This window comes from Vibrio chanodichtyis (assembly GCF_028863985.1).
Lineage (GTDB): Bacteria > Pseudomonadota > Gammaproteobacteria > Enterobacterales > Vibrionaceae > Vibrio > Vibrio chanodichtyis.
This window is the reverse complement of the sequence record NZ_JARBFT010000003.1, coordinates 131,244-144,071: the sequence shown is the minus strand read 5'-3', so window position 1 is coordinate 144,071 and position 12,828 is coordinate 131,244. Positions and strand designations below refer to the sequence as shown.

The 12,828-nt window shown below is 45.9% G+C and carries 9 protein-coding genes; 8 read left to right on the top strand and 1 reads right to left on the bottom strand.

All coding sequences use genetic code 11. The annotated features are described in order from the left end of the window. The first annotated feature begins 68 nt into the window (after positions 1-68). From PUN32_RS04305 to PUN32_RS04270, 8 genes are all read left to right on the top strand, one after another. On the top strand, positions 69-1,481 hold the full coding sequence (locus tag PUN32_RS04305; RefSeq protein WP_274722105.1) for an SLC13 family permease: 1,413 nt from the start codon (positions 69-71) through the stop codon (positions 1,479-1,481). Between the two features lie 9 nt (positions 1,482-1,490). After that, positions 1,491-2,816 (top strand): ATP-binding protein, encoded by a 1,326-nt coding sequence (locus PUN32_RS04300; protein ID WP_274721941.1) that lies wholly within the window; start codon positions 1,491-1,493, stop codon positions 2,814-2,816. Further along, positions 2,809-3,285 carry a response regulator gene (locus PUN32_RS04295; RefSeq protein ID WP_166013075.1) on the top strand — a complete coding sequence of 159 codons (477 nt, stop codon included), beginning with the start codon at positions 2,809-2,811 and terminating at the stop codon, positions 3,283-3,285. Before PUN32_RS04300 ends, PUN32_RS04295 begins: the two co-directional genes overlap by 8 nt. A gap of 353 nt (positions 3,286-3,638) precedes the next feature. Then, a complete protein-coding gene (locus PUN32_RS04290) occupies positions 3,639-6,692 on the top strand; it encodes a transglycosylase domain-containing protein (protein ID WP_274721940.1) in 3,054 nt (1,017 codons plus the stop codon). Positions 6,693-7,074: 382 nt separating this feature from the next. Then, a complete protein-coding gene (locus PUN32_RS04285; RefSeq protein WP_274721939.1) occupies positions 7,075-8,478 on the top strand; it encodes an FAD-dependent oxidoreductase in 1,404 nt (467 codons plus the stop codon). Positions 8,479-8,535: 57 nt separating this feature from the next. Next, a complete protein-coding gene (locus PUN32_RS04280; RefSeq protein WP_274721938.1) occupies positions 8,536-9,441 on the top strand; it encodes a LysR substrate-binding domain-containing protein in 906 nt (301 codons plus the stop codon). Positions 9,442-9,625: 184 nt separating this feature from the next. Then, positions 9,626-10,102 carry a GNAT family N-acetyltransferase gene (locus PUN32_RS04275; RefSeq protein ID WP_274721937.1) on the top strand — a complete coding sequence of 159 codons (477 nt, stop codon included), beginning with the start codon at positions 9,626-9,628 and terminating at the stop codon, positions 10,100-10,102. 31 nt (positions 10,103-10,133) lie between these two features. Continuing rightward, the gene (locus PUN32_RS04270) at positions 10,134-11,585 is read left to right on the top strand and encodes a bifunctional NUDIX hydrolase/phosphatase PAP2 family protein (protein ID WP_274721936.1); all 1,452 of its coding nucleotides are present in this window, start codon (positions 10,134-10,136) and stop codon (positions 11,583-11,585) included. A 66-nt stretch (positions 11,586-11,651) separates the two neighbouring features. Here the strand turns inward: PUN32_RS04270 and PUN32_RS04265 are convergent, their stop codons facing one another. After that, positions 11,652-12,758 carry a M20/M25/M40 family metallo-hydrolase gene (locus tag PUN32_RS04265; RefSeq protein ID WP_274721935.1) on the bottom strand — a complete coding sequence of 369 codons (1,107 nt, stop codon included), beginning with the start codon at positions 12,756-12,758 and terminating at the stop codon, positions 11,652-11,654. Positions 12,759-12,828: the final 70 nt, after the last annotated feature.

Below are 12,828 nucleotides of genomic sequence, written 5' to 3'. Positions count from 1 at the left end.
CTTTGCCGCTGCGAACGCGTGCCTTCTATTCGTCAATATCCAATCAAATCTCAGGAAGAGTGAACATGATACGCCCTTATCTTAAATATATTATTCCGTTGCTGATCCCATTACTGGTGCTGATGCTGCCAACCACGGCGTTTCCGTTTGATGGATTAACGGTGATTCAACAAAGGGTCATCGCGATTTTCTTATTAGCGGCACTGCTGTGGGTATTTGAGCCGATCCCCATTTACTCTACTTCGGTGGTGATCATTGTGCTCGAAGTGCTGATGTTATCGGATAAAGGCTTGATTCTGTTTCGGCTTGATGAAGGAATGCCCGAATTTGGTGTGTTACTCACATCGACGGAAATTATGGCGACGTTCGCTAATCCGATCATCATGCTGTTTTTAGGTGGTTTTTTCTTGGCAATGGCGGCAACCAAATACCGTTTGGATGTCAACTTAGCTCGCGTATTGCTCAAGCCGTTTGGCCATAATCCTAAATATGTGATGTTAGGGTTAATGTTGATCACGGCGGTGTTTTCGATGTTTATGTCCAATACCGCCACGACGGCAATGATGCTGTCGATTTTAACGCCAGTGATTGCGCTATTTGGTCCCAAAGATCCCGGCCGAGTCGCTTTTGCACTGTGTATTCCGGTTGCGGCCAATATCGGTGGGATTGGTACCCCGATCGGCACTCCACCCAATGCTATCGCCTTAAAATACTTGGTTGGAGATAACTTAATTACCTTTGCGGAATGGATGGCATTTGGTATTCCTTTTGTGGTGATTTTAATGGCGATAGCTTGGTTTCTGCTCGATGCATTGTACCGAGCTGAGCAGAAAACCATTGAGTTGACCATCAAAGGCAAGTTTTTGAAAACTCCGAAAGCCATTATTGTCTACATCACGTTTACGGCGACGATTATTTTGTGGATGCTGGGCTCGCTGCATGGCATGAACTCTTACTCGGTGGCATTAATTCCAGTCGCAGTCTTTTCGGTCACTGGGATCATCGGTAAAGAAGATTTGAAAATGATCTCTTGGGATGTGTTGTGGCTGGTTTCCGGTGGTATTGCATTAGGGTTAGCACTCGATAAAACCGGACTGGCTGAGTTGGTGGTACAAAGTATTCCATTTGATCACTATTCGCCTTACATCGTTATTTTGGCTGCGTCGTTACTCTGTTTGCTGATGGCCAATTTTATGTCGCATACTGCCACTGCGAACTTACTGATGCCAATTATGGCGGCATTAGGCGCCTCAATGACCTCACTCACTCCGTTAGGTGGGGAAGTGACCTTGATTTTGGTGGTCACCTTTGCGGCATCGCTGGGCATGTCATTGCCGATCAGTACTCCACCCAATGCCCTGGCCCATGCCACTGGTAATGTGCAAAGCCAGCAAATGGCAAAAGTTGGGATTATTTTAGGTGTGATCGGGGTGTTGATGAGTTTTGTGATGGTGTGGATCCTGAATATGGTTGGTCATTAAGGAAAGCGAATGGCCAATCTCAGCGCGGTTATTACCCGTTATTTTAATCATCCAGAGCGCTGCATTCGCTTGCCTGCTGGCTCAATTTTGCTGGCTCAGAATGGCTATAATGATCGGCTGTACTATTTACGCAGTGGTCATGTGGCAGGTTACTTTGCGGAAAAAGGCGAACGGCGCACCAAGGTATTTTCTGCCACGAGCGGTGCATTTATTGGAGTGCACAGTTTTTTCTCTGGTTCATGGACAGCCTCTTCGACGGTGATTGCCGATAGTGAAGTTGAACTGGCATGGATTGATCGGGATACCCCAGTGCAAGAGATCGACAAATACGGTTCGCTGAGCAGTCAGTTTATGCCAGTGATTGTGGCTGAATTATCTCAGCGTCAGCGGCGAGCCACTCAAGAGGCGTTAGCCAAAGAGCGGGCGCTAGAACGATTGCATTCTGCAGAGCAGATGACCACATTAGGCCAACTTGCCGCGGGTATTGCCCATGAGCTAAATAACGCGATCGGCGTGGTCAGCAGTAAAACCGAACGTTTAGAAACGTTATTCATGGAACTGTTGCAACAAGTGCACCCAGAAGCCAGCCAATTTTTTGATTTTGGCTTGTTGTATGGGCAAAAAGTCTCATCGAGCGAAGCGCGCGAACGTGGTGCACAGTTAGAGCAGCAATATCAATTACCTAAAACGACTGCACGTGAATTAGCTAGGGCGGTTCCCGCCAATCAACTCTCTGCACATTGGCTGAAAAATCCGCATTTGGCGATTCGTTATTGGCAGATGGGGCGAGATTTGCATGATTTAAGATTGGCAGCTAAACATTCAGTAGGGATTGTCCAATCGATTAAGCAGCTCGGACGTACCGATATTCGTTTAGATGAAGACGTCGATTTAAACAGCACAATTAATCGTGCTTTGGCTTTGCTGCAAAGTGATTTACGGCGCGTTTCAGTACGTATACGGCCGGGAAGATTACCGCTCATCAAAGGTTCGCCGACGGAATGGGTGCAAGTGTGGATCAATTTAATCAAAAATGCGTGTGATGCGATGGCCCAAACGTGTGATCCCAGCATTGATATTCAAACTCATTGTAGTCGCCACAAGTTGTACATCACCGTGACCAACAATGGTCCGGAAATTGATGAGGTGACTCGCCGAAAAATATTTGAGCCAAGTTTTACCACCAAGAAAGAGGGCTTATCTTTTGGGTTAGGGCTTGGGTTGGCGATTGTGAAACGCATCGTCTCCAGCTATGGCGGTACGGTGGCGGTGAAAAGCGATCATGAGCAAACCATTTTTAGGATCAAATTACCAATTGAGGGATACCATGGATAAGCTGAATATTATTTGCGTCGATGATCAACGCGAAGTACTGAGTGCGGTGTTACAAGATTTAGAGCCGTTGAGCCGTTGGTTGAATATTGAAGATTGTGAATCGGCCGCAGAAGCGTTGGCGTTAATCGATGATCTTGATGCGCAAGGTGAAAAAATTGCTGTGGTGATTTCCGATCACGTTATGCCGGGCAAAAGTGGGGTAGAACTATTGAGTGAAATTAGCGCCGATCCGCGTTTTGCACACACGAAAAAAGTGCTACTGACTGGGCAAGCGACACACAGTGATACGATTAATGCGATTAATACGGCGGGTATCCACCACTATTTTGAAAAGCCATGGCATGCACAAACGTTAGCGGCGAGTGTGCGTAGTTTAGTGACTCATTATGTGTTTGATCAGCGATTAGATTATACCGAGTGGCAACCCGAGCTTGATTCAGCCGTGGTACTGTCGCGATTGCATGGTTAAGTTTAATGCTCAACGAAAGGGATAACGTTGGGCATTTTACGATGCAAAACACAATAACTACATGGTTATTATCTAAAATGTGACAAAATCGTACTGGAAAAGATATTTTCTTTGTTAAAATCTGTTAACATCATGATCGTCATGTAATGATAGTTATATACAGGGTAGAGAGTCTTGAAAATACCGATGGTTTTTAACGGTATTGTTTTCAGCAAATGGTAAGGACAATTTTGATTCGGTAAGCCAATAGGCTGTTAGTCAAATTCAGTCACCTTTCTACACCTTGACGTGATTCACTATCAATGACTTTTCTTTGTAGTGGCATTCTCAGTGATTAAATGGATTTAATTTAAGTGGCATCTGACTCGATTCCTCGGCGCATATTAAATAAGCGTCGACGCGCAAAACCCAAATCACGATTCTGGCTATTTACGCTGCTGATCCTCAGTACTGCCGGTGGCGCAGCGTTATACCATGAAATGGAAACCTCAAGCATACAGTCCCGTGAAATCAGTCGCTACGCGGCTAGTATGACTTATCAATTGGAACCAGGCGTAAGCGATAAAATTACTTTTCCCAGCTATGGACCATTTGATCAACGCTTAGGCTATGTGGCGTTACCCAGCATTCAACAGCGCTTACTCGCCCGTGGGTTTGAGGTTAAGCAGCAAGTTCGTTTTTCTGATGAATTGGTACGTTATGCTCAATATGGTTTATTTGTACCTTATACCGAAAAAGTGCAAGCAGGTTTAACCCTGAGTGATTGTCGATCAGAAACGGTTTATCAATTTCGTTATCCAGGCCATCACTATGCCGAGTTTAGTGCGATCCCTGATTTAGTCGTGCAGTCCTTGCTGTTTATTGAAAACCGCGATTTGCTGAGTGAGAAAAATCCATTGGTTAACCCCGCGGTTGATTGGCCACGCTTTTTTAAAGCGGCCTTGACCCAAGTTGGTAAAGTGTTGGATTTAGATGCACAAGCGGCAGGGGGTAGTACGCTCGCGACCCAAGTTGAGAAATATCGTCACTCACAAGACGGTTTGACCTACAGCCCACAAGAAAAAATTCGTCAGATGGTATCGGCGAGTGTCCGCGCTTATCGGTTAGGCCCCAATACTTTAGAAGCGCGTCAATTAGTGGTTTGGGCTTATTTGAACTCGGTTCCCTTATCGGCAGCACCAGGCTATGGCGAAGTGCATGGTTTAGGGGATGGTTTATGGGTTTGGTTTGCCGCTGATCCGCAACGTGTCAACCAATTACTCGATCCACAAATTAACCACTCAAATGAACTGGCTGAGCAAGGCTTGGCCCTACGGCAAGTGGTAGCACTGATGATTGCTCACCGTCGTCCCTCTTACTACCTTGCCATGCAGGGGCGTGACGATTTGCAAGAGTTAACTAACCGTCATTTACGACTGTTTTATCGTGAGCAAATGATCTCCCAGTCATTAATGGATGCGGCCTTAGCCGCTAAGCTAGAGTTTCGCGATTTTGCACGTCAGCCGGTGGTCACTCGAGTCAATACCAACAAGGGGTTGTTAGCGGCACGAACTCATCTAAGCCGTCAGTTTGGTGTCAGTCTGTATGATCTAGACCGCATGGATCTGCGTGCTTCGACCACACTCAATTTTGAATTACAAAATTCAGTCACCCACTACTTGCAACAATTGGCCAATCCTGGGTTTGCCAATGAAGTGGGGATCATTGGTTATCGGCTCTTGGCGGCAGAAAAAACCGCCGATGTACGTTACAGTTTTACCCTGTTTGAGCGCACCGATGAGGGGTTCAAAGTTCGTGTGCAAACCGACAATACCAATCAACCGTTTGATCTGAACGAAGGCAGTAAGTTAGAGCTTGGCTCTACCGCTAAACTGCGTGTCTTGACCACTTATCTGGAGATAATGGCCAAATTACACAGCAAATATCGTGATTTATCGGTCAGTGAGCTACGTCGTCAGTTAGTCGATGCTCAGGACACATTAAGTGTATGGTCTTTACAGTGGTTATTAACCAGCCAAAAACGAGATCTTTCAACCATGCTGGAAGCGGCGCTGGATCGAAAATATTCCGCCAGTCCTCATGAACGATTTTTTACCGGTGGCGGTACTCACACCTTCAATAATTTTCGTAAAGAAGATAATGATCGAATTCCAACCTTGCGTGATGCTTTGCGTGAGTCGATCAACTTACCTTTCGTCCGTCTGATGAAAGATATCGAGCGTTATACACTCTACAGTGAAGGCTATCGCGCTCAGTTATTGAAGGATGACAGTGATCCACGGCGTAAAGAGTACCTGCGCCAGTTTGCTGATAAAGAGGGTAGAGTTTATTTGCAGCGCTTCTGGCGTAAATATAAAGACAAGACCGTCGATGAGCGAATGGTAACCCTGTTGGAGGGGCTAAAACCCAGTGCAGATCGCTTAGCTGCGGTACACCGTTACTTGCTGACGGAAGCCTCACTCAGTGAATTTATCCTGTTTATGGATCAGACATTACCGACCGCAGCACGTAGTAAACTGACCGATAAACAGTTGGAAAAACTGTATAACAAATATGGGCGAGATAAATATTCACTGCCAGATCAAGGCTATATTGCCCGGGTGCATCCGTTAGAGCTTTGGTTGCTTGGCTATTTGAATGAAAATTCGCAAGCAACTTTTAATGATGTGGTGGCAGCAAGCAGCGATAAACGGCAAGAAGTGTATAGCTGGTTATTTAAAACTCGCCATCGTAATGCACGCGATAGTCGAGTGCGTACTATGCTCGAAGTTGAAGCCTTCTTAGATATTCACCAAAGTTGGCAACGTTTAGGTTATCCGTTTGATCACTTGGTTCCGTCGCTTGCGACCGCGCTTGGCAGCTCAGGCGATAGGCCTGCAGCATTATCTGAGCTGATGGGGATTATTTTGAACGATGGTGTACGCGTGCCTACTCAGCGGATTAACCATCTACATTTTGCACAGGATACTCCGTTTGAAACCGAATTTTCACCAGTGGAAACTCAAGGGGTGCGTGTGTTGCCGGTCGAAGTCGCCAGAACGTTACGCGGCGCACTGTCACAAGTAGTGGATACCGGAACGGCTCGGCGTATTTCAGGGGTGTTTAAATTGCCCGATGGAACACCGGTAGTGATGGGCGGCAAAACTGGCACTGGCGATAATCGAATTCAAACTGTGGATCGGGCTGGCAACGTGGTGCAGTCACAAGCACGCAACCGTACTGCAACTTTTGTGTTTTATCTTGGCGATCGCCATTTTGGTACTTTAACCGCTTATGTTGCTGGCAGTAACTCAGAGAAATTTACCTTTACTTCAGCCCTGCCAGTTCAAGTATTGAAAGGAATGGCACCGATTTTATCGCCTTATCTGGCTCCCAGTGAGCAAGCTTGTCGACCTTTAACACTCTGATCTTATTACTCGAGTACAAATTAAGGTAGGAGTGATCCTGCCTTAATTTTTTCTGCTGTTCGCTCAACTTCTCCTTTCAATTAGACTCAATATCCCCTTCCGACTTGAAGCTGCAGTGGTGTTGGCTATGTTCATTCACCCCAATCACATCGTTTGTCTATGCTCATTGGGACTCACTTACTTGCCGCTTACCTACAACTCCAAGTTGTTTGGGTATAAATGATCAATTGAAGTGACTTAGTGACAGCATCGAAATTGATCCAAGAGTGAATGAGCTAGGATGATCGTTAGTAAAGCTTACGCGTAGCGCAAGAAATCGTTGCTGTGTGATAAGCGGTTAGCACGTTACATTTTCTTTAGCAATTATATAAAGGAAATGCCGATGTCACCTCATCTCTCTTACTGGTTTAAACAAGCCCTTGAAATCGAACAGCCGCTCGATACTCAATTACTTACGCAAGATATCAGCGCTGATGTTGCTATTGTCGGCGGTGGCTATACCGGGCTATGGACGGCGATTATGCTCAAGCAACAGCAGCCAAATTTACAGATTGCTTTAATTGATAAAGGGTTGTGTGGAAGTGGAGCTTCGGGAGCAAATGGCGGCTGTTTGTTGACGTGGTCAACTAAGTATCCCACTCTCAAGCGCTTATTTGGTGAGCAACAAGCCAAATGGTTGGTGGCTGAGTCAGAAAATGCGGTTTATGAAATAGAACAATTTTGCCTCGACCATCAACTTGAAGCGCAATTAAAGCGCCATGGCACTTATTACACGGCGACCAATTCAGCACAACAAGGGCAAATGGCGCCAATTGTTGAGCAACTAACTCAGCTCGGTTGTAACAGTTGGCAACCTTGTACCAAGTCGGAATTATCGGCAGTCTCTGGATCTCAGCAACATCTGGAAGGGTATTATTCTCCGGCTGCTGGCAGTGTACAGCCTGCATTACTGGTCAGAGAACTACGCCGACTGGCGCTGCAGTTGGGTGTGCACATTTATGAAAACACGCCAATGCAGCAGTTAGATTTTGGCTCGCCAGCGGTTATTCACACTCCCAACGGCAAAATCTTAGCGCAGAAAGTGGTGCTAGGGCTCAATGCTTGGATGGTGGAACATTTTACGCAATTTAAACGCAGTGTGGTGGTGGTCTCTTCCGATATGTTGATAACGGATCCCATCCCACAACAGTTAGCCAGTAATGGGCTAAGATCTGGAGCCACGGTGATTGATTCACGTATCTTCGTGCATTATTACCGTGATACCGTGGATGGACGTTTGATGCTCGGCAAAGGGGGCAACCATTTTTCTTACGCGAATCGCGTCGATCCCATGTTTAATAAACCGAGTAATTATGTTGAATTGCTGTCGGCTTCATTCCAAAAGCTATTTCCAGATCTTAATCAGAGTCAGTTTGCTTACCATTGGACCGGAGCATCGGATCGCTCAGTGACCGGTTTGCCATTTTTTGGCCATTTGGATCAGCAGAAAAACATTGTGTACGGTTTTGGTTACTCAGGTAATGGTGTGGCACAAACTCGGATTGGCGCAAAAATTCTGACTTCACTGGTGCTTGAGCGGCAAGATATTTGGTCGCAATGCGGTTTAGCACAAGGCCCACTAGGACAATTTCCACCAGAGCCGATTCGTTGGTTAGGGGCGATGTTGGTCCGAAATGCGGTGCGCCGCAAAGAAGAGGCTGAAGATCAAGAACGCAAGCCGATGATTTGGGATAAATGGTTAGCTAAATTGGCAGGAGCTGCCGGTAAGGCGGATAAGGTGGTGTAACCGGATTGTCATATTTGCTTGGCAGTATAAACGTTGGTTTCACTACATCGTTTATTTATGTCGCCTCGCGCTTTTGACCAACACTGGCAACGTTTTTTGCCGCCACTGAATGCTCTTAAGGCTTTTGAATCTGCCGCTCGACTCAAAAGCCTGACCAACGCGGCGGCTGAGCTCAACGTGACGCGTGCGGCAGTCAGTCAGCAGGTTAAACAGTTAGAACTTTATCTTAATGCGACCTTGTTTGAACGCAGTGGCTCTAAATTAGTGCTGACGGAGGAAGCTGAATATTACTTACCGTTACTGACCCAGGTATTTGATTCCCTTTCGGTTGGAACCGAGCAGCTATTTGCACGCAAGCGCCGCCGCTTATTGACTCTACACATTGCCCAGAGTTATTGTCATCAGTGGTTGATCCCTCGCTTAGCTGAGTTTCGACAACAAAATCCACAAATTGAACTGAAAATTTCCACTACCTCTAACCCTTACCCCAATTCTAATCAGCGTGCCGATATTGAGATCATTAATGGTACGTTACCGATTGAGCAAACGGAGGCCATATGCTTAATTGATGAGCATTGGATTGCGGTTGCCGCCCCGGATTATTTACAGCAGCACCCGATTAATGATTTGGCCGATTTGGCACAAGCGGCCAAATTGGCAACCTCTGGCTATCGAGAAAATTGGAAATATTGGTTGGCTAGTTTGGGCTATGATCAGTCCGTGAGTAAGCCAATTATGCAGTTTGATCACTCATTACTCGCCATCGAAGCGGCCACATTTGGATTAGGTGTCTTATTAGTCAAAGACATTTTAGTGCAACAGCTTCTCGATCGAGGTGAATTAGTGTTGGTGGGAGACTGGCGCATCGCTTGTGAAACTCGCCATTATTTGTTACGCCATAACGCCAACCATCGCGATGGTAATCTATTTATCGAGTGGTTAAATTTTAATCTAAATCAATAAACTATACACCGATCGAGCTTAAACCTGGCTTGTGTCTTGCGCGGTGAGTAATATTTTTGGTGCTCGTCTCATTTATGCAACGCGGATAACAGGCGGATAGCAGTAAATCATTATTCACTGAGCTGATTTTTATTAGGTCTTCCTATACAATTTCGTTCCACAATAAATTGATGAAAATCACACCATGACCCAGCTATCACTCTCGGCGGCGAGCAGTGCCGATTTAGAGCAACTCAATCAATTGATGTTTGAATTGCATGATGAGCACCATCAGCAGAGTCCTGAACATTTCAAAACCGCCCACGAGATTGAACAAGAAAAGAGTATTGCTCGCTATTTGGATGATCCTCAGTGTTTGGTATATGTGGCTAAGCATGCAGGGCAATTGGTTGGTTTTATTTCGGGACACTTTTGTGAGCTGATTTCAACCGTCAGCCAGCCAGTGTCGATGGGCAGTGTTGATGAACTTTATGTGGTTCCAGCATTTCGTGGTCAAGGGATTGCCAGTCAGTTATGCCATAAATTAGAGCATGTTTTCAAAGATTACGGCGTCAAACAGATGTTTGTTGAAGTGTGGGATTTTAACCGTAGCGCGCAAGATTTTTATCAGGGCGCTGGATTTGTTCAGCATATTCATTGGTTGCGTAAGCCGCTGGTTTAAGTCAGTTCATTTTTTAAAAGGAAATCGTACCTTGTTGGCACATGTTCGCGTACTTTTGCTGGTGTTAGTGGTTTTTTTGAGTATTGGAGCACCTGATTGGGTGCAAGCGAATCAAGGGGATAGTGCCGCTTATCGTGGTGCACTGTGTCTGATCCGAGCGGATAATAAGTTGGTGTTAACCAAAGAAGTTTTGACCGGAAAACTGTCATTGCCTGGAGGCACAATTGAAGCCGGAGAAACACCTCCGATGGCGGCGCAACGGGAAACTTGGCAAGAAACAGGCATGGTCGTTTCTGTTGAACGTTTATTGGGGCAGACTGCTACGGCATTAGTGTATGAGTGTGTCAGTGAATCGCAGATCATTGCTTATTCTTATCAAAATGCTTTAGGTGGCAATGAGCTGCCAATCTGGTTTGCTCCGGATTATGGTGTAGAAACCGTATCGGCGATGTTGATCAATCCTCGTCATATCAAACCCGAGCAGTATCGCTATACCCAGCAATGGGCAGCGATTGTTGATTTTGCTAAACAAGCCGAAGATCAAGCGGTCGATTATGTGGTTGAACTGAGTCGGGCTGCACCACGCTTTCAGCAAGTCGAACTGGAGTGGCTCAACCATCTACAACATGCGCTGTCTTGGCTGCAAAATTCTATGCCGTGGTTACCCAATTTAATCTTAACCGGTATGCTTTTTAGCCTGCCAGTGATTAGCCTAGTACTATTGCCATTAGTGTATTGGCAACTAGGTAAAGCATATTGCTACAAAATCTTATTTGCTATGAGCGTGACCTCGTTACTTTGCTTAGTCGCTCAGCAAGGTTTTGCTTTAGTAAAACCGCACGTTTATCAGCCGGGATTGGAATTATTTCCTAGTCACGGTTTTTCTTTCCCAAACTTACCGATTGCACTATGGAGTTGCTTTGGTGTGCTGCTGTGGCATGCGCGAGAAGAGTTGACTTTACGTTGGGTGATGCGCCTATGGGGTGCTATTTTTGCTTGGCTAGCATTGGCCTCTTTTTATTCGGCTAGCGCTTTTGTTAGTGATATCGCCATCGGCGCGCTGTTTGGTGGTTTAGTGGCTTGGCATATTATCCGGCTTGATCTCAAACCTGAGGTGAATGTTAGGGCTTTATTAAGCACCCAGCCGATTTGGTGGGGGTTGGCGATCGGTTGTGCAATGCTACTGGTTATTTGGCCACAGCCGATCTTTACTCAGTGGCTGGCGGTATTAGTCACGATTTCAGGTGTGGTCACTTGGCTTAAACCTGCGCCAAGCGTACTTTCATTGCGCGATGCTCTGCTGATGATCGTGAGCTTACTGGTGGTCAATCAGGGAATTTCATCGGCGATTGAGCCGTTTAGCTATAGTGGATTGTACACTTTGATTGGTGCAACTTTACGCTATCCATTATTGATCTTGTTGTTTGTGGGTTTACTACGTTTACGCAGCAAGTCCGACTTAGTAACGGATACGTCGAATTAATCCACATCAGCAAATACAAAAAACCGGAACCGTTGATGTTCCGGTTTTTTGTGGGCCTAAATGGATTTAAGCAGTGGTGTAAGCACAAACAAATTCGGCAATTTTGACCATATCGGCAATCGCGATATATTCCTCGGTGGTATGCACTTTCGCCATACCGGTTGAGAGGTTAACCGTGGTTAAGCCTTTAGCATTAAAGTTATTGGCATCGCTACCGCCACCACTGAGCTTGGTTTGTGGCTCAATACCAATCGCGCTAAAACTGGCTTTTATCGCTTGAATATGCGGATGATCGTCTGCTAACTTAAACGCGTTATAAGCACGGGTTGAGGTGATCTCGACTTGAGCGCCATGTTTTTGTGCCGCGCGCTCGAAAGTTTCAATCATGTGCTGCACTTGCGCTTCCAGTTTTTCGTCATTCAATGAACGAGCTTCTGCAACAATTTTCAACTCAGGCATCACAATATTGGTCGCTTGACCACCCTGCACAATACCAATATTGGCGGTGGTTTCTTGATCAATACGCAATAGTTTCATCTGCGTGATCGCATCGGCGGCTACGGCAATCGCGCTGATCCCATCTTCCGGAACGAGGCCAGCATGAGCCGGTTTACCTTTGATCACAGTGGTAATCGTTTGTTGACCTGGTGCGGCACGTACGATAGTACCAATTGGGCCACCAGTATCTAATACGATGGCAGTTTTGGATTGAACTTGGCTCATATCAAAGTGTTCAGAGCCTTTTAAACCACCTTCTTCATGCACAGTAAACGCGATTTCAATCGTTTTATGCGCTTGTTGACGCTCTTTTAATCCGCGTACCGCTTCTAAGATGGCAGCAATTCCCGATTTGTCATCGCCACCTAAAATCGTATTGCCTTTAGAGCGAATAATGCCATCTTCGATGATGGGTTCAATACCATTGCCCGGTGCTACGGTATCCATATGGCAGCTAAACAGAATGCTATCATTAAGAGTGCCATCGAGGCGTGCATACAGGTTAAAACCATTGGAGACGTCTGCAGGAACCGGCAGTTTGTGCACCGTAAAACCAAGCTCACCTAATTGCTCCGCCAGTGTTTCAGCAATTTGTTTTTCATTGCCAGTTTCACTGTCAATTTGAATGAGTTGTAGAAAGTGGTCAACCAAGCGTTGGGTATTAATCAGGCTCATAGGAATACCTCTAAAAAATAGAAGCCGTCACCATGCCTGTAATTGCAGCGTTAGGCGATGCGTTAAATCA